The 16,960-nt window shown below is 69.8% G+C and carries 18 protein-coding genes; 10 read left to right on the forward strand and 8 right to left on the reverse strand.

Translation table 11 applies throughout. The features are described 5' to 3' along the window. Positions 1-67: 67 nt before the first annotated feature. The gene (locus tag DMC64_RS18010) at positions 68-631 is read right to left on the reverse strand and encodes a class I SAM-dependent methyltransferase (protein WP_125734821.1); all 564 of its coding nucleotides are present in this window, start codon (positions 629-631) and stop codon (positions 68-70) included. A 51-nt stretch (positions 632-682) separates the two neighbouring features. Between DMC64_RS18010 and DMC64_RS18015 the strand changes: the two genes are divergently transcribed. Both DMC64_RS18015 and DMC64_RS18020 read left to right on the forward strand, forming a co-directional pair. Further along, complete coding sequence (locus tag DMC64_RS18015; protein WP_233629692.1) at positions 683-1,435, forward strand: helix-turn-helix transcriptional regulator; 753 nt, start codon at positions 683-685, stop codon at positions 1,433-1,435. 188 nt (positions 1,436-1,623) lie between these two features. Further along, entirely contained in the window at positions 1,624-1,911 is a 288-nt protein-coding gene (locus DMC64_RS18020) for a hypothetical protein (protein ID WP_037342519.1), read from the forward strand. 18 nt (positions 1,912-1,929) lie between these two features. On the opposite strand, the gene DMC64_RS18025 is transcribed toward DMC64_RS18020, so the two are convergent. Then, positions 1,930-2,430, reverse strand: coding sequence for a GNAT family N-acetyltransferase (locus tag DMC64_RS18025; RefSeq protein WP_125734453.1), 501 nt, complete (start codon positions 2,428-2,430; stop codon positions 1,930-1,932). A 40-nt stretch (positions 2,431-2,470) separates the two neighbouring features. On the opposite strand from DMC64_RS18025, the gene DMC64_RS18030 reads away from it, so the two are divergent. Further along, positions 2,471-3,208, forward strand: a complete 738-nt coding sequence (locus tag DMC64_RS18030; protein ID WP_125734454.1) for an alpha/beta fold hydrolase — start codon at positions 2,471-2,473, stop codon at positions 3,206-3,208. A gap of 112 nt (positions 3,209-3,320) precedes the next feature. Next, positions 3,321-4,529: a glycosyltransferase gene (locus tag DMC64_RS18035; protein WP_125734455.1), complete on the forward strand. Its 1,209-nt coding sequence runs from the start codon at positions 3,321-3,323 to the stop codon at positions 4,527-4,529. Positions 4,530-4,575: 46 nt separating this feature from the next. On the opposite strand, the gene DMC64_RS18040 is transcribed toward DMC64_RS18035, so the two are convergent. Continuing rightward, a complete protein-coding gene (locus DMC64_RS18040) occupies positions 4,576-5,415 on the reverse strand; it encodes a phosphotransferase (RefSeq protein WP_125734456.1) in 840 nt (279 codons plus the stop codon). A 135-nt stretch (positions 5,416-5,550) separates the two neighbouring features. Here DMC64_RS18040 and ctaD point away from each other — a divergent pair, with 135 nt between their 5' ends. The 5 genes from ctaD to DMC64_RS18065 all read left to right on the forward strand — a co-directional run bounded on the left by ctaD (position 5,551) and on the right by DMC64_RS18065 (position 11,584). Then, complete coding sequence (gene ctaD, locus DMC64_RS18045; protein WP_038509006.1) at positions 5,551-7,329, forward strand: cytochrome c oxidase subunit I; 1,779 nt, start codon at positions 5,551-5,553, stop codon at positions 7,327-7,329. Positions 7,330-7,417: 88 nt separating this feature from the next. Next, positions 7,418-8,647 carry a phosphoserine phosphatase SerB gene (gene serB / locus DMC64_RS18050; RefSeq protein WP_005165636.1) on the forward strand — a complete coding sequence of 410 codons (1,230 nt, stop codon included), beginning with the start codon at positions 7,418-7,420 and terminating at the stop codon, positions 8,645-8,647. After that, positions 8,644-9,402: a peptidyl-tRNA hydrolase gene (locus tag DMC64_RS18055; protein WP_125734457.1), complete on the forward strand. Its 759-nt coding sequence runs from the start codon at positions 8,644-8,646 to the stop codon at positions 9,400-9,402. Before serB ends, DMC64_RS18055 begins: the two co-directional genes overlap by 4 nt. 17 nt (positions 9,403-9,419) lie before the next feature. Beyond that, positions 9,420-11,168: a serine/threonine-protein kinase gene (locus DMC64_RS18060; RefSeq protein WP_125734458.1), complete on the forward strand. Its 1,749-nt coding sequence runs from the start codon at positions 9,420-9,422 to the stop codon at positions 11,166-11,168. A gap of 11 nt (positions 11,169-11,179) precedes the next feature. Further along, a complete protein-coding gene (locus tag DMC64_RS18065; RefSeq protein WP_125734459.1) occupies positions 11,180-11,584 on the forward strand; it encodes an OsmC family protein in 405 nt (134 codons plus the stop codon). A gap of 74 nt (positions 11,585-11,658) precedes the next feature. On the opposite strand, the gene DMC64_RS18070 is transcribed toward DMC64_RS18065, so the two are convergent. The 3 genes from DMC64_RS18070 to DMC64_RS18080 form a co-directional block, all read right to left on the reverse strand. Further along, entirely contained in the window at positions 11,659-12,012 is a 354-nt protein-coding gene (locus DMC64_RS18070; RefSeq protein WP_037341500.1) for a hypothetical protein, read from the reverse strand. Between the two features lie 57 nt (positions 12,013-12,069). Then, a complete protein-coding gene (locus DMC64_RS18075) occupies positions 12,070-14,127 on the reverse strand; it encodes an ATP-dependent DNA helicase (RefSeq protein WP_125734460.1) in 2,058 nt (685 codons plus the stop codon). A 125-nt stretch (positions 14,128-14,252) separates the two neighbouring features. Next, on the reverse strand, positions 14,253-14,843 hold the full coding sequence (locus DMC64_RS18080) for a biotin transporter BioY (RefSeq protein ID WP_125734461.1): 591 nt from the start codon (positions 14,841-14,843) through the stop codon (positions 14,253-14,255). 143 nt (positions 14,844-14,986) lie between these two features. On the opposite strand from DMC64_RS18080, the gene DMC64_RS18085 reads away from it, so the two are divergent. Continuing rightward, complete coding sequence (locus DMC64_RS18085; protein WP_037341511.1) at positions 14,987-15,652, forward strand: hypothetical protein; 666 nt, start codon at positions 14,987-14,989, stop codon at positions 15,650-15,652. Between the two features lie 69 nt (positions 15,653-15,721). On the opposite strand, the gene DMC64_RS18090 is transcribed toward DMC64_RS18085, so the two are convergent. Next, the gene (locus tag DMC64_RS18090) at positions 15,722-16,375 is read right to left on the reverse strand and encodes a bifunctional 4-hydroxy-2-oxoglutarate aldolase/2-dehydro-3-deoxy-phosphogluconate aldolase (RefSeq protein WP_125734462.1); all 654 of its coding nucleotides are present in this window, start codon (positions 16,373-16,375) and stop codon (positions 15,722-15,724) included. After that, entirely contained in the window at positions 16,372-16,947 is a 576-nt protein-coding gene (locus DMC64_RS18095) for an isochorismatase family protein (RefSeq protein ID WP_016336791.1), read from the reverse strand. Before DMC64_RS18095 ends, DMC64_RS18090 begins: the two co-directional genes overlap by 4 nt. Between the last annotated feature and the right edge of the window lie 13 nt (positions 16,948-16,960).

Raw genomic sequence — 16,960 nt, forward strand, 5'->3', positions numbered from 1 at the left:
GGAGGCGCCCAGCGCCGGGACAGCCCCTAAAACCCCTGCTGTGCCCGGACTTCTCGCGAGCGACCCCCTAGGCGGGCTTCCTCGCCGAGAACTTCACGGAGCGCTTGGGTATGTGGTCGACCTTGATGTCGGTGAATCCGGCGTCGGTGAGCCGGGGCCAGAGCGAGACCGGGTCGAGCGCGTTCATCGTGTCGCCGAGGTGGAGGAGCCGGAACGGCGCGTTCGCCAGGCTGTCGATCGCGCGCAGGACACCGCCGGGGCGGAGCACGCGGAATGCCTCGGCGAAGATCGAGTCCTGTAACGCCGTCGTCGGCACGTGATGCAGCATCGTGAAGCAGACGACCGCGGAGAACTCACCGTCCTCGAAGGGCATCGCCGCCCCGTCGCCCTGGACGATCCGCACCCGGCCGTCGAATTCCCGTTTGAGGAGGTCCGCCGACGCCTCGTCGATCTCGACGGCGGTGAGCCGGGGGACGAGCCCGGCGAGCGCGCGCGTGGTCGCGCCGAAGCCGGGCCCGATCTCCAGGACGGAGTCGCCCAGGTCGAAACCGGCGACGTTGCCCGGCATCTCTGCCGCGACGGCCTTCGCCCACAGGGCGGAACTGCAGAGTTTGCGGTGCACCAGGTTCATCGGCATGCGTCCGAAGCTAACGGTGACCGATAGGCGATAGGCTGCCAACCGATGTCGAATATCGGACTCCTGCCGCCGATGTCCACGGCGATGGTGCTCGGTGAGATGGACCTGCCCGCGGGCACCTGGCTCCCTTGGCACGAACACGACGGCCACCAGCTCGCCTGGGCGGCGCGGGGGATCCTGAGCGTGAACGTCGGCGAGCGGTACTGGGTGCTGCCGCCGACGCGGGCGCTCTGGATCCCGGCCGGGGTCGTCCACCGGACCGGCGCCACCGCGCAGACCGTGTTGCGGGGGATCTACGCCGCCCGGGACCGATGTCCGGTGCGCTGGCCCGAACCGACGCTCGTCGCCGTCCGTCCACTGCTGCGCGAACTGCTGGAGCACCTCGGCGCGACCGACCTCGGCGACGACGCGCGCCGCCGGGCCGAGGCGGTCGCGTTCGACCTGCTCGAACCGGTGGACGTCGTGCCGATCACCGTGCCGATGCCGTCCGACGAACGTGCGCTGGCCGTCGCGCGGGCGGTGATCGCCGATCCCGCGGACCGCCGCGCCCTCGCCGATTTCGTCCGGCACGCGGGCGCGAGCGAACGCACCCTCGCGCGGCTGTTCCTCACCGAGTGCCGCACGACGTTCGGCGCGTGGCGGGTCCAGGCGCGCCTGCGCGCGTCATTGCCGCTGCTGGCCGAGGGCATGCCGCTGACCGCGGTCTCCCGTCGGATCGGCTACTCCTCGCCGAGCGCTTTCGTCGCCGCGTTCCGCCGCGCGGTCGGCGTGACGCCGGGCGCCTACTTCGGCGGCTGACCCCCGAGTTACGCCTTCGATCACACGTGTTCCGGCTTCAATCACGCGTGATCGGCCGGACGTCACGCGTGATTCGGCGGACGTCATGCGTGATCAGACGGACGACACGCTTGATGGAAGGCGGACCAGGTGTGACCCTGCGCGCGTACGTCGGCGGCCGGCCGGGCCCGCCGTATACCGTTCCGGGCGTGCCACGACGTAACCGGCCCGAACGCGGTGGGCGCCCCGACCTCGGCGCGTCGACCGGCTGGGCGCGCTCCGAATCCGCCTCCGACGGCGAATGGCTGGTGCGCACCGTGCCCGGCGCGCAGGCCACCAAGGACTACCGCTGTCCCGGTTGCGATCACGAGATCCGGCAGGGGACCCCGCATGTGGTCGCCTGGCCCGCCGACGACACCGGCGGCGTCGCCGACCGCCGCCATTGGCACAAGGCGTGCTGGGGCGCGCGGTCCCGGCGAAGGCCAGGTCGTTGGTGACTCGGCCGCTGGTGAGCTTCAGCGCCGCAGGTGCAGTGAAGGTTCTCCCGCGAATTCCTCCTCCGTGTGGATCTTGAAACCGAGCCGCTCGGCGACTCGGATGGACGGTTCGTTGGACGCCATGATGTTGGCGATCACCGGGACGTCAGGGATCTCCCGCTCCGCCCACTCGACGACGGCGGCCGCCATCTCCGTCGCGTAGCCCTTGCCCCAGGTGAACGGCCAGAAGCGGTACGCGAGGTTCAGCACGCGCTCGCCGTTCCATTCGTGATAGCGGACGCCGCCGAAACCGAGGATCGTCTCCGGATCGTCCGAAGCGGACACCGTGAGATAACCGAACCCGTACTCGGCCCACTGCTTCAGCCAAGCGTCGTACAGCTCGTTCGCACCCTCGACGGTGTGCGGCTCCGGGTTGAACCTGTTCGTCTCCGGATCGGCCTGCAGCGCGACGATGTTCTCGCGGTCCGCCTCGCGCAGCCTCCGCAGCAGCAGCCTCTCCGTCTTGATCTCTGTCAGCACGGATCTGACGGTAGCGCCAGGGTGCGACAGAATTATCGCCATGAACGATCTCCCGCTGGTCCTTCTGCACGCCTTCCCCGTCGACGCCCGCATGTGGGACGCGGTCCGCGCGCCGCTCTCGGAACGTCTGCGGCTGATCACCCCCGACCAGCGCGGCCTCGGCCGCAGCCCGCTGCCGGAAACGGACCGGGAGCCGGATCTGGAGGACGCCGCCCGCGACGTGGTCGCGCTGCTCGACCGGCTGGAACTCGACAAGGTCGTCCTCGGCGGCTGCTCGATGGGCGGCTACCTGACGATGGCGGTGCTGCGCCTCGCGCCGGAACGGGTGGGCGGGCTCGTGTTCATCGACACGAAGGCGACCGCTGACACCCCGGAAGCCGCGCAAGCCCGGCACGACGTCGCGGCCCGGGTCGAAGCGGAGGGCGCCGGCTGGATGCCCGATGCCGTCACGCCCGGACTGCTCGCGGAGAAAGCGCGCCCGGAAGTGGTCGAACGGCTTCGGGAACTGATCACGACGCAGCCGCCGTCCGGGATCGCGTGGGCGGCGCGCGCGATGGCGGCCCGGCCCGATTCGCTCGAAACGCTGCGTTCGGCGGACGTGCCGGCGCTGGTCGTGGTCGGCGAAGAGGACGGCCTGACCCCGTTGGAAGCGGCGAACACCCTGGTGGAAACGCTGCCGGACGCGACATTGGTGGTGCTGCCGGAGGCGGGACATCTGACGCCGCTGGAGGATCCGGCCGGAGTCGTCGAAGCGATCTTGGGCTGGTATCCCGCGTAAGAAAAGGTTCCCCTCGCCCCTTTAAAGGTATAGCGGACCCCGGGGCTTGCGGCAAGCCCCCGTTCCCGGTCCACAATTCGTGCCTTCACGTTTTTGCCGAAGGGGGATTCCCATGCGTGTACTCCTGTCCACCATCGGGACGAGGGGTGAGGTGCAGCCGCTGGTGGCACTGGCGGTGCGATTGCGGGAACTGGGCCAGGAAGTCCGGCTTTGCGCACCGCCGGATTTCCGTGAGTGGGCCGAAGGTCTCGGGATCTCCTTCGCGCCGTTGGGGCCGGAACTGCGGTCGACGGCGAAGCCGGATTCCGCGATGACCAAGGCGATGGCCACGCCGGAAGGGCGGCGCGCGATGGCCGAGGCCATGGTGGTGAACCAGTTCGAGACGATGCCGGATGTGGCCGAGGGCTGCGACGCCGTCGTCGCGGGAATGGCCTTGAACATCGCCGCCCATTCGGTGGCCGAGCGAAAAGGGATTCCGTATTTCTTCACCGCTTACTGCCCGATAACGCTGCCTTCACTGCACCATCGTCCGCCCGTTTTCCCGGGATGGGCGCCGAAGAATCCCGACGCCGACATCCCGGCCTTGTGGGCCGACGACGCGGAACGGTGGAACGCGCAATGGGGCGACGTGCTCGACGCTCAGCGGAAACTGCTGGGCCTGCCGCCGGTCGACGACGTGCGCGGGCACATCTTCACCGAGCGTCCGTGGCTGGCCGCCGATCCGGTGCTGGCGCCGTGGCGGGGCCCGTCGGCGCTGGACGTCCACCAGACCGGTGCCTGGCTGCTGCCGGACCACAGCCCGCTGTCGCCGGAACTGGAGGCGTTCCTTGACGACGGGGAACCGCCCGTCTACTTCGGATTCGGGAGCATCCGCGCGCCGGAGGAGATCGCGAAGGCGATGATCGAGGCGGCGAGGGCGCACGGACGGCGGGCGATCGTGTTCCGGGGCTGGACCGGTCTGGCGCCGATCGACGACGAACCCGACTGCATCGCGATCGGGGACGTCAATCAGCAGGCGCTGTTCCCGCGGGTCGCGGCCGTCGTGCATCACGGCGGTGCCGGCACGACCACGGCGGCGACCCGGGCCGGGGTGCCGCAGGTGCTGGTGCCGCAGATGTTCGACCAGCCCTACTTCGCGCAGCGGGTGCGGGATCTCGGGGTGGGGACGTCGATCACGGGGGAGCCCTCGGTCGAAGCGCTGACGCTCGCCCTGGGCGAGGTGCTTCGCTCCGAAGTCGCCTCCAGGGCCCGGCAGGTCGGCGGCGAGGTGCGAACGGACGGCGTCGATGTGGCGGCTGAGCTCCTGATGTCCGGCGTTTAGTCCTCTCGATGCGGTACTTGCGCGTGCAACGACCGCATTCAGAGGACTAAACGCGGGAGGAGAAGTAGCGCTCCAGGGCGGCTTCGGCCTCCGGGAGCCGTTCGGGGAACCGCTGCGCGATCACGAACCGCCACGGCACCTCGAACAACCGCCGCAACGCGATGAACGGCTCCAGCGACGAAGGCGCCACGTCCGCCGGGTACGCGTCCAGGGTCGCGCGCCCGGCCTCCGCGTAGAGCACGCCGAGGTCCCAGCCGAGCGGCCCGCGCCAGGTGTCCTCGAAGTCGAGCCAGCACGGCCCGGCCGCGGTCGCGACGACGTTCCCCCGATGGGCGTCTCCGTGCAGCGGCCGGGCCTCGTCGTCCGGAAGCGCCGCCGCGACCCGTTCGAGTTCGTCGTACAACCGGGGCGCCGCACCGCCCATGACCGCGCCGTGCCGGTCGAGCACCGTCCGGAGTTCGCGGACGGGCCCGAGTTCGGGCAGTTCACCGGGGTAGTCCGCGAGCGCGTCGTGCACCCGGGCGAGGGAAAGCGCCACCTCGCGCGGCGGCAGCGTGTGGCCCGGCTCGTGCGGCGTGTAGTGCCAGAGAGTGACCGGCAGTCCGTCGGCGAAATGCGGTCCTGCCGGGGGATCCGTGGTCGGTGAGACGACGAGCACATCACGTTCCGTGAGGTGCCTCGACAGCTCGACGTCGCGCGCGAGCCAGTCCTCGGGCGACGACCGGGCGAGCCGGGTCGTGCCGGGCACCCGTGCCACCACCGGACCCAGTCTCACCAGCACGTTCGACTTGAAATGCAGGACGTCGGGACTGCCGGTCGGCAGCCCGTACCGGGCACCGACGGCGAGCGCCGCGGCCACTCCCGCACGCGTGTGTTCGTCGGTCACGGCCCGATCTTGCCAGCCGGTGCGCGCGACTGTCGGTAGTGAGGGCTACGATCCCCACTAGCCGCCGGATTGGGTCCCGAACCCGCCCGGCGACCGCAAATTGACCACCACAAGGTTTGAGTGTTGGAGGCAGGAGTGACGGCCGTAGCCCCCAAGCCGATCGCCACGCGCCCGTATCCCGCGCGCGAGTCGGTTAAGGGTTCGTACCTGCTGCGGTTGTTCCGCACGACGGACCACAAGCAAATCGGCATCATGTACCTGGTCACGTCGTTCGCCTTCTTCATGGTGGGCGGCGCGATGGCGATGCTGATCCGCTCCGAGCTGGCGCGTCCCGGGCAGCAGTTCCTTTCGCAGGAGCAGTACAACCAGCTGTTCACCATGCACGGCACGATCATGCTGCTGCTGTACGCGACGCCGATCCTCTTCGGTTTCGCGAACTTCATCCTGCCGCTGCAGATCGGTTCGCCCGACGTCGCGTTCCCGCGGCTGAACGCGTTCTCGTACTGGCTGTACCTGTTCGGCGGCCTGATCGTGATGTCCGGCTTCCTGACCCCGGGTGGCGCCGCCGACTTCGGCTGGTTCGCCTACACCCCGCTGTCGGACGCCATCCACTCGCCCGGCGTCGGCGCCGACCTGTGGATCTCCGGTCTGGTCGTGTCCGGTCTCGGCACCATCCTCGGTGGCGTCAACATGATCACCACGGTGATCTGCCTGCGCGCCCCCGGTATGACGATGTACCGGATGCCGATCTTCACCTGGAACATCCTGGTCACCAGCATCCTGATCCTGCTGGCGTTCCCGATCCTGACCGCGGCCCTGATGGGCCTGCTGGCGGACCGGCATCTCGGGGCGCACGTGTTCGACCCCGCGAACGGCGGCGTGATCCTCTGGCAACACCTGTTCTGGTTCTTCGGCCATCCAGAGGTCTATATCGTCGCGCTACCGTTCTTCGGGATCGTGTCGGAGATCTTCCCGGTCTTCAGCCGCAAGCCGATCTTCGGCTACAAGGGCCTGGTCTGGGCGACGCTGGCGATCGCCGCGCTGTCGGTGGCCGTGTGGGCGCACCACATGTACGCGACCGGCGCCGTGCTGCTGCCGTTCTTCTCCTTCATGACCTTCCTGATCGCGGTCCCGACCGGCGTGAAGTTCTTCAACTGGATCGGCACGATGTGGAAGGGCCAGCTGTCCTTCGAGACGCCGATGATCTTCTCGATGGGCTTCATCGTCACGTTCCTCTTCGGCGGTCTGACCGGCATCATGCTGGCCGCGCCGGCGATCGACTTCCACGTGTCCGACAGCTACTTCGTCGTCGCGCACTTCCACTACGTGCTCTACGGCACGATCGTGTTCGCCACGTTCGCCGGGATCTACTTCTGGTTCCCGAAGATCACCGGCCGCATGATGGACGAGAAGCTCGGCAAGTGGCACTTCTGGACCACGTTCATCGGCTTCCACGCCACGTTCCTGGTGCAGCACTGGCTCGGCGCCGAAGGCATGCCGCGCCGGTACGCGGACTACCTGCAGTCCGACGGGTTCACGACGCTGAACACGATCTCCACGATCGGCGCGTACATCCTCGGTGCCTCGACGCTGCCGTTCATCTGGAACGTCTTCAAGAGCTACCGGTACGGCGAGATCGTCACGGTGGACGACCCGTGGGGCTACGGCAACTCGCTCGAATGGGCGACGTCCTGCCCGCCGCCGCGGCACAACTTCACCGAGCTGCCGCGGATCCGTTCCGAGCGCCCGGCGTTCGAGCTGCACTACCCGCACATGATGGAGCGCATCCACAAGGAGGGTGAGATCGGCTTCTTCGGGAAGCAGAAGGTCAACACCCACCGGGCGCCGTCCCAGGTGCTCACCGAGGCGGCCATGCCGGGTGATCACTCCGAGGACAACTCCAGCGAGAAGTGACCCGATAAGCGGAAACGGCGCGTGCCTTGCCTCACACAGGGGCAAGGCACGCGCCTTTTTCATGGCCGGCTGAGGGAGACTGACCTTCGTGACGCAGACACCAGTTCTCATCACCACCACCGGACCCGACAAGCCGGGTGTGTCCTCGGTGCTGTTCGCCGTGCTGTCGCGCCATGACGTGGACGTCCTCGACGTCGAGCAGGTCGTCATCCGCGGCCAGCTGGTGCTCGGCGTGCTCGCCGGCGTCTACCGCGACCCCGAAGGCCTGCAGGAGTACGTCGAGCAGGCGATGGCGTCGGTCGGGATGCAGGTCGAGGTGAAGATCGGCTCGGCCATCGGCGCCGACCCGTTCGCCATCGGCCAGAAGGACTCGACGCATGTCCTGCTGATGCTCGGCCGCCCGGTGACCGCGCGCGCCTTCTCCGACGTCGCACGCCGGCTCGCCGCGCTGGACGTCAACATCGACTCGATCCGCAGTGTCGCCGACTACCCGGTGACCGGGCTGGAGCTGTACGCCTCGCTCGCCCAGGACACCCCGGAGGCCGACGCCGCGCTGCGCACCGCGCTCGCGGACGCCGCCGTCGAGGCCGGGATCGACATCTCGGTCGAGCGGGCCGGGCTCGCCCGCCGCGCCAAGCGCCTGGTGGTCTTCGACGTTGATTCCACGCTCATCCAGGGCGAGGTCATCGAGATGCTCGGCGCGCACGCCGGGGTCGAACCGCAGGTCCGTGAGATCACCGAGGCCGCGATGCGCGGCGAGCTGAACTTCGGCGAGTCGCTGGAACGCCGCGTCGCGCTGCTGGAAGGGCTGCCCGAAACGGTGCTGGACGAGGTCGCCGCGTCCATCGAGCTCACCCCAGGCGCGCGCACGACCATCCGCACGCTGAAGCGGATGGGCTTCCGCTGCGGTGTCGTCTCGGGCGGGTTCACCAAGATCATCCAGTCCCTCGTGGACGACCTCGGCCTCGATTTCGCCGCGGCGAACGAACTCGAAGTGGTCGACGGCAAGCTCACCGGCCGGGTGGTCGGGGAGGTCGTCGACCGCGCGGGCAAGGCGAAGGCGCTTCGCCGCTTCGCCGACGAGTACGAGATCTCGCTGCAGCAGTGCGTCGCGGTCGGTGACGGGGCGAACGACATCGACATGCTGTCGGTCGCCGGAATGGGTGTCGCCTTCAACGCCAAGCCCGCGCTGCGCGAGGTCGCCGACACCGCGCTATCCCACCCGTACCTCGACGCCGTGCTGTTCCTGCTCGGCGTCACCAGGGCCGAGATCGAGGCGGCCGACGCGGCCGACGGTCTCGAGCTTTCCCGGCCATGAGCGTGCTGGAGCCGCTGGCCGCGCGCTACGCCCATTGGCTCGGCCTCCCCGCGGAAAGCACGGTGGACACCTCGGACGAGGATCCCGCCGAGGTCCGCGCCATGCCGGTGATCCTGCGGATGGAACGGGCCGAACCGCCGTCGCGGACCGCGTTGCTGGAGGCCGCCGCGGCGGCCGCGGTCGCGGTCTGCCTCGACGAACGCGCGCTGCCGGGAGGCGACTGGCACGACCCGCTCAAGGCGTGGGTCGACGGCCGGATCCGCAAGGTCGCCCGGCGGGCGCGCGGCGCGCACTGGCAGGCGGTCCAGGAACTGCCGGGGATCACGGTCGAGGTCGACGGCGCCGAGGCGCGGGCGTTGCTGCCCGGCCGGGTCGTGGAGTCTCCGAAAGAGGTCTTGCGGCTGCAGATCTCCGGCAGCGAACTCCCCGCCGACGAGCCGGGGCCCGCGCCGGAGGGCCTCCCGCGGTTGCTGCTGAACCCCGAGGTCTCGATGACAGTCGGCAAGGGCGCCGCACAGGTCGGGCACGCGACGATGATCCTGGCGTCGGTGCTGGACGAAGCCGAACTGGCCGCGTGGGCCGCGACCGGGTTCCGGTGTTCGGTGCGGACTCCGCCGGTGGCGACCTGGAAGGCACTCTGCCCGGTCGAGGATCCCGAAGGTTCGTGGCGTCGTGACGGGGTCGTCGCGGTCCGGGACGCCGGGTTCACCGAAGTAGATCCCGGAACCGTCACGGTCATAGCCCAAAGGGCTTAGCCTCCTATACTCCCCGCATGGGTGACCGGCTGATCGCCGGGCGCTATCGCTTGGAGGAGCGGATCGGCGCCGGGGGTATGGGCGTGGTCTGGCGTGCCACCGATCTGGACCTCGGGCGGGTCGTCGCCCTCAAGCGTTCGCAGGCGGGCGACAGCGGTCAGATCCGGCGCGAGGCGCGGATCGGCGCCGGCCTGCATCACCCGAACGTGGTCACCGTCTTCGACGCCGTGATCGACGGTGACGACCGCTGGCTGGTGATGGAGTACCTGCCCTCGCGCAGCCTCGCCGACGTCATCGACTCCGACGGGCCGCTGCCGCCCGGCAAGGTGGCCAAGATCGGCGTCCAGCTCGCCGCGGCGCTCGCGGCGATGCACGAAAAGGGCATGGTCCACCGCGACCTCAAACCGGGCAACGTCCTGGTGGCCGAAGACGGCACCGCGAAACTCACCGACCTGGGCATCGCGCAATGGGCTGAGGTGACCCGCACAGGCGGCGGTCTCGACGTCGGCACTCCGGGCTACGTCGCGCCCGAGATGGCCGAAGGGCGGCAGGCGGGCGCGGCGGCGGACGTGTTCTCGCTCGGCGCGACCCTGTTCGCCGCCGTCGAAGGCACCTCGGTGTGGGGCGACGCGAACGTGGGCCCGTTCGTGCAGCTCCGGCGGGCGACGGCGTACACGCTGGAGCCGATCCGGCGGGCGGGGCCGCTGGCGCCCGCGCTGACCGAACTGCTGCGGCGCAGGCCGGCGGGCAGGCCGAACGCCGTCCGCGCCGCCGAACTGCTGTCCGAGGTCGCGGACGTCGACGGTCCCGTCCGGACGCGACGGTTCCACGTGCCGAAACGCGCGCTCGCGATCGGTGCCGTCGTGGCGGTGCTGGTGCTGACCGGGGCGCTGTTCTTCGCCACCAGGGAGCCCGCGTCGATCGCGGCGGACCCGCCGTCCGAGCTGATCGGGGACCGGCGGACGGCGGATCCGTGCGCGCTGGTGGATCCGTCCGTGCTGAACCATCTCGGGACACCGGAACTGGACAGCGCCGGTGGCAACTTCAACGCGTGCGGTGTCCGGCTGCGTCTGAGCCCCGACGCCGAGGACGTCGTCGACATCCGGCTCGAGCTGACGACGCCGACGTCACCGTTGCTGGACAAGCCGATGCCGGGGCAGCTGATCGTGCGCGAGGTGCCGAGCGACTCGGAAGACAAGTGCGCGCGGGGGATCCCGCTGCCGGACGGCAACCAGGTGTGGGTGCACGCCCGGCACATCAAGAACTGGCACGCGCATCTGTGCGACTACGTCGATCCGGTGGCCACGCACGCGGTGAGCGTGCTGAACCGGGAGCCGGTCGAGCGGCGTCCCGCGCCGTTCCCCGCCGGTTCGCTCGGAAGTCTCGACGCCTGCGCGCTGGGCGGGAACCTGCCGCAGGCGATCGTCGGCGGCCCGGCGACGCCGGATCCGGTCTTCGGCAACTGGGAGTGTTACTGGAACCATCGCGAGACCGAGGTGACGGTCCGGTTCGAACGGGAGCGGGCGCCGTTCGAGGACGACGGCAGACGCGTCGCTCTCGGATCGCGGGAAGCCTTCGTCGAGATCTCCACCGAATGGAAGGCTTGTCAGGCGGAGATCCCGCACCGGGGCTTCACCGGCGACGGTCGTGCCATGATCGAGACGGTGGAGATCTACGTCGCGGACAAGGTCAAGCCGCCGCAGGAGATGTGCCCGGCCGCGGAACGGCTCGCCGGCGAGATCGCCCCGAGGCTGCCGCCACTCTGAAAGGAAACACCGTGTCTTTGGAAGTCCAGCGCGACGGTGAGCACCGCTTCATCGGCCGCAACGAACGCGGTGCCGAGGTCGTGATCGGCCGCAAAGGTGCCGAGGGCGCCTTCTCTCCGGCCGAACTGCTGCAGATCGCGGCGGCGGGCTGCTCGGCCGTCACCGCCGAGAACCTCATCACGCGCCGGATCGGGGAGGACTCGAAGTTCCGCGTCGGCGTGACCGCGGACAGGCGCGAAGGTGCTTCGGAGCTCGACGCCGTCCACGTGGCTTTCGACGTCGACGTGTCCTCGCTGCCCGCCGCTGATCGAGAGGCACTCGCGGCGGCGGTGGATCGCGCCATCGAGCGGCTGTGCACTGTGAGCCGGACGCTGAAGAAGGGCATCCCGGTCACGGAAAGCTTCCCGACCTCGTGAAGCTCCCCCGGATGCCATGAACGGTCCGTTCCTTGCAAAATTTGCAAGGAACGGACCGTTCATGGCGCTCGGGCTCAGTGTTTGGCGGCGTGGCCTTCGGAGCTCCACACCACGTACGCCTCGTCGGCGTCGGTGGTCATGGCCTCGATGAACTTCTCGTTGTCGAAGCCGGGCAGCGTCTGCAGCCGCTCGATCAGCGCGTCGGCGGCCGGGTCGCCGCTGGGGATCGCGGTGCCCTTCCCGTCGGCGCCCGCGAGCATGAAGAAGACGTCTTCCTTCCACGGGCCTTCAGGGATCACTCTGACCACCACCGCGGACAGCTCGGACCACGTGACGGCTTCTTCGCTGCCGTCCGCGAGCTGGCGCCGCACTCCGGTGTCATCGACGCTGACGGTCCGGGATTGTGCGTTGGGCGACTCCTGGGACAACCGGTTCTCCCTGTCTTCGGCGTTCCGTTAACGGTACTCGGCCGTGTTCCAGGCCACTCAGGCCGGGGCGGCCGCGTCGAGGCGGCGCAGCGCGTCGCGGGCGACCTTCGGGTCCATGGTCGGCCAGAACGGCGGCAGCGAGGCACGCAGGAATCCGCCGTAGCGGGCGGTGGCCAGCCGCGAATCCAGGATCGCCACCACTCCGCGATCGGTCACCGAACGGTGCAGCCGTCCGGTGCCCTGCGCGAGCAGCAGCGCGGCATGCGTGGCCGCGACGGTGAGGAATCCGTTGCCGCCCCTGGCTTCCACGGCCCGCTGCCGCGCCGACGAGACCGGATCGTCCGGGCGGGGGAACGGGATCCTGTCGACCACGACGAGCTGGAGCGACGGGCCGGGCACGTCGACGCCCTGCCACAGCGACAGCGTGCCGAACAGGCAGGTGCGCGCGTCCTCGGAGAACTTCTGCACCAGCAGGCCGGTGGCGTCGTCGCCCTGGCAGAGGATCGGCAGGTCGAGCCGCTCCCGCATCTCCTCGGTGGCCTGCTTGGCCGCGCGCATCGAGGAGAACAGGCCGAGCGTGCGCCCGCCCGCGGCCTCGATGAGCTCGGCCAGCTCGTCCATGGTCGAGGGCTGCAACCCGTCCCTGCCCGGCGGCGGCAGGTGTTTGGCCAGGTAGAGGATGCCGTTGCGTTTGTGGTCGAACGGCGAACCGACGTCGAGGCCGGTCCACTTCGGGCCGTCGGCGTCGTCGCTGTCGGCGGGCGCGGCCTTGTCCGTCGCCGCGCCGGGTGCCTTCTCGACCCTGGCTCCGCCGGGCGGGAGACCCCACTGCCGGGCCATCGTGTCGAACGTGCCGCCCAACGTCAGCGTCGCCGAGGTGAGGATGGTGGTGTGCTGGTTGAAGACGCGCTCCCGCAGCAGGCCGGCGACACCGAGCGGAGCGACCTTCAGCGCGGGCGGGCGCGGATTCGTGGAGAAGCGATCCCCGGTCAGCCAGACGACGTCACGCTGATGCGCCTTGTCGTCGTCGAAGGCCTCGAGCAGCCGGACGGCGGTGTCGTGGACCTCTTCGAGCAGTGAACGCGCCAGTTTGCGGGCCGTGGCCTCGTCGACGTCCTCCTTGCGGTCCTTGCCGAGCGAGGTGAGGCAACGGTGCGCGGCGTCGCGGACCGCGGGGATCGCGCCGGTGAGGGCCTGGGGCAGCGAGTCCATGCGGCCCGAGGGCAGGTCGTCGAGGATGAGGGCCAGCCCGTCGCTCGCCTCCAGCAGCTGATCGGCCACCTCGTCGTCGACCAGTTTCCCGCAGCGCCGGGCGGCGGCGGAGACCATGCCGCTGGTCAGCTCGCCGGTCGCCACGGAGGTCACGCGGTCCACCAGGTCGTGCGCCTCGTCGATGATCACCAGATCGTGCTCGGGCAGCACCTGATAGCCCTGCAGCGCGTCGATCGCCAGCAGGGCGTGGTTGGTGATCACGACGTCGGCCTTGCCCGCTTCGGCGCGGGACCGCTCGGCGAAGCAGTCCGTGCCGATGGGGCAGCGTGAAGCGCCCAGGCATTCCTTGGCGGTGACGGACACCTGGCGCCACGCCTGGTCCGAAACGCCGGGGACCAGCTCGTCGCGATCACCGGTTTCGGTGTCGGACGACCATTCCCGCAGCCGGGTGACCTCCTTGCCGAGCCGGGAGACGGCGAACGGGTCGAACAGCTGCTGGTCTTCCGGCTCGTCCGGGGCGCCGGAATCGAGCCGGTGGAGACAGAGGTAGTTACGGCGGCCCTTGAGGATCGCGAAGGTGGGCTCGCGGCCGAGGGGCTTCTTGAGCGCCTTCGCCAACCGGGGGAGATCCCTGTCGACGAGCTGGCGCTGCAGCGCGATGGTGGCCGTGGAGACCACGACCGTGGCCTCCTTCTCGACCGCGTGCCGGATCGCGGGGACGAGATAGGCCAACGACTTCCCGGTGCCCGTGCCCGCCTGGACGGCCAGATGCTCGCCGGTGCGGATGGCGCGGCCGACGGCGTCCGCCATCTTGACCTGGCCCTCGCGCTCGGCACCGCCCACGGACTCGACCGCGTGGGTCAGGAGTTCGAGGACACCGGGGAAATCAGCACGGGTGGGCACGGGACAAGACGATAGCCGGGGGCACCGTCAAGATCGTCCGCCCCGTGCAATGAAAGGTCCCTTCCTTGCAAAATTTGCGAGGAAGGGACCTTTCATGGCAGCTCGTGGAGCGGTGAAAGGACCGGTCACGACTCCTTGCTGAAGCGCGAGACCAGCGCCCAGGTGCCCGGAAGCAGCGCCGCCGCGACGGCGATCTTCAGCGCGTCCCCGATCAGGAACGGCACGACACCCTTGTCGAGCGCGGTCGACAGACCCATCCCGGTCGACGCCATCAGCCACGGCACACCGACCGAGTAGATGGCGAGGTTGCCGAGCACCATCGTCCCCGCCGTGCGCAGCGGCGTGCGGTCACCGCCGCGGCCGGCGAGCGCGCCCACCAGGGCGCCCGCGAGCACGAAGCCGACGATGTAGCCGGCGCTGGCGCCGAACAGACCCGACGAACCGTTCTGGAACCAGCCGAACCCGGCCGCGCCGACGGCGAGGTACAGCGCCATCGACAGCGCGCCGCGCTTCCAGCCGAGAGCGGCGCCGACCAGCAGGGCGGCGAACGTCTGGCCGGTCATCGGCACCGGCGAGCCGGGGACCGGGATCAGGATCTGCGCGGCCACACCGGTCAGGGCGGCACCACCGGCGACCAGGACCGCGTCACGGACCAGTGCGCCGGGAACGAGGTCGGCGAGAACCGGGCGGGTGCCGGTCACGGACAGCGAAGACACTCAGACCTCCTATGAGTACACGAATGTGAACCGAGGCTAACGTCAGATGGCGGGGCGCGGACCGAATGTCGGGCACCTCACGATCCACTCGACCGGGTGGCATGACCCTGCACGGGACAGGCGGTTGGTGGAGGCTGCCGGATATGAGGAAACCCGTTTCGAGGCTGTTGTCGGTGACGATGCTGACCGGGGCGCTGGTGACGGGGGGACCGGCGATCGCGTCGGCCGGACCCGCGCCCGCGACGGCGGCCGCGTCGGTCGGTTCGCTCGACGTGGAGATCGGCGACCAGCACGTGGTCACCGGCGAGCTGGCGCCGTGCGACGTCGATGGCCCCTTGAACGCGAAGACCCAGGGCGGATCCACCGGCGACTTCGCCCGGTTCGGCGGCGGCGAGTCGCGCTGTGGCCGCAACGGCGCCGCGGCCATCGGCGAGGCGGCCGGGCGGCGTTTCGAGACGACCCTGCTCAAGCGGTTCGGCGGCCCGGTGATCAAGGTCCGCACGTTCCTGGCGAAATGCAGTACCACCGAGGACGGAAGCCTCGGCTACATCGAGTTCGGTGACGTCAGCGGGTTCACGCTGCCGGAGAACATCCCGCAGAACTACCGGCTGACGATCTCCGGCGGCAAGGGCGGGACGGCGCTGGCGTCGCTCACGGTCAACGAGACCGTCACGCCGACGCCGCCCGACGGCAGCCTCGTGACGCACATGCTGCACATCAAGCTGTTCCCGCAGGGCGGCGGACCGGCGAAGGGCGACATCTACCTCGGGACCGCGCGCTGCGACCCGTACGGCAAGAAGAAGCCCTGACGCCCCGCGTTTCGTCCTCTGAATGCGGTCCTTGCACACGCAAGTACCGCATCCAGAGGACGAAATGCGTCAGGTGCGCGAGACGTACTTCGCGGCCGCGGCGACGAACTCACTCGCCCGGGTGGCGAGATCGGTCAGCGAGCCACTCGAGGTGAGCGCGTCGCCGATCAGCGGCGTGGCGGCCGCGACGGCGATCGAACCCGACTCGAGGTACTTCGCGACTTCGGCCAGGTGGACGCCGCCCGTCGGGACGAGCGGGATGTCCGGCATCGGCGCCCGGATCGCCCGCAGGTAGGCGATCCCGCCGACGGCCGCGATCGGGAACACCTTCACCGCCGCCGCGCCGAGACGCCACGCCTGGTCGATCTCGGTCGGGGTCAGCGCGCCGCAGATCACCGGCAGCCCGCGTTCGTGCGCGCGCTCCATGACCAGCGGGTTCACCGTGGGCGTGACCAGGAACATCGCGCCCGCGTCCGCCGCTTTGTCCACATCGGACACTTCGCGCACGCTCCCGGCGCCGACGTACGCGTCGTCGCCGAGCTTCTTCCGGATGGTCGCGATGGCGTCCGTGGCGCCCGGCGTGGTCAACGCCGCTTCGAGTACCCGCACGCCCGCCGCGTGCAGCACCGTCGCGGCGTCGGCGAACCGGCTCGCGTCCGCGGCCCGCAGGATCGCGACGAGCCGGTTTTCGATCAAGGTGTCCTGGAGGTCGTGCTGGATCATGCGGCGGGGACCGGCGCCTTCCCGGTGTAGGTCACGCCCGCCTCGTCGAAGTCCTTGAGCGCGGCGTCGACCGTCGGCTGCGAACCGCCGACCGTGAGGTCGAGCAGCACCCGCACGGTGAAGCCAGCCTTCGCCGCGTCGAGCGCCGTCGCGCGGACGCAGAAGTCGGTCGCGATGCCGACGACGTCGACCTCGGTGACGTCGTGCTCCTTCAGCCACGCGTCGAGCGTCTTGCCGTCGCGCGCGTTGCCCTCGAAACCGGAGTACGCGGCGGTGTACTCGCCCTTGGAGAAGACCTCGCTGATCGGGACCACGTCGAGCGCGGGGTGGAACGACGCGCCGGAGGTGCCCGCGACGCAGTGCCGCGGCCAGCTGTCCTTGAAGTCCGGCGTCTCGCTGAAGTGGTCGCCCGGGTCGATGTGGTAGTCGCGAGTGGCGACGACGTGCGCGTAGCCACCCTCCGCGGCCTGCTTGGAGATCGCTTCGGCGGCGGCGGCGCCACCGGGCAGGCCGAGCGACCCGCCTTCGCAGAAGTCGTTCTGCACATCGACCACGATCAAGGCGGTCCCCATGTGTTGCTCCTGA

It is taken from the genome of Amycolatopsis sp. WAC 04197 (genome assembly GCF_003947475.1).
GTDB classification, from domain to species: Bacteria; Actinomycetota; Actinomycetes; order Mycobacteriales; family Pseudonocardiaceae; genus Amycolatopsis; species Amycolatopsis japonica.

Coding starts and splice junctions, on each gene's coding strand:
- DMC64_RS18010 (WP_125734821.1), bottom strand. CDS start 631: ATGAACCTGGTGCACCGCAAACTCTGCAGTTCCGCCCTGTGGGCGAAG.
- DMC64_RS18015 (WP_233629692.1), top strand. CDS start 683: ATGTCGAATATCGGACTCCTGCCGCCGATGTCCACGGCGATGGTGCTC.
- DMC64_RS18030 (WP_125734454.1), top strand. CDS start 2,471: ATGAACGATCTCCCGCTGGTCCTTCTGCACGCCTTCCCCGTCGACGCC.
- DMC64_RS18035 (WP_125734455.1), top strand. CDS start 3,321: ATGCGTGTACTCCTGTCCACCATCGGGACGAGGGGTGAGGTGCAGCCG.
- DMC64_RS18055 (WP_125734457.1), top strand. CDS start 8,644: ATGAGCGTGCTGGAGCCGCTGGCCGCGCGCTACGCCCATTGGCTCGGC.
- DMC64_RS18060 (WP_125734458.1), top strand. CDS start 9,420: ATGGGTGACCGGCTGATCGCCGGGCGCTATCGCTTGGAGGAGCGGATC.
- DMC64_RS18085 (WP_037341511.1), top strand. CDS start 14,987: ATGAGGAAACCCGTTTCGAGGCTGTTGTCGGTGACGATGCTGACCGGG.
- DMC64_RS18090 (WP_125734462.1), bottom strand. CDS start 16,375: ATGATCCAGCACGACCTCCAGGACACCTTGATCGAAAACCGGCTCGTC.
- DMC64_RS18095 (WP_016336791.1), bottom strand. CDS start 16,947: ATGGGGACCGCCTTGATCGTGGTCGATGTGCAGAACGACTTCTGCGAA.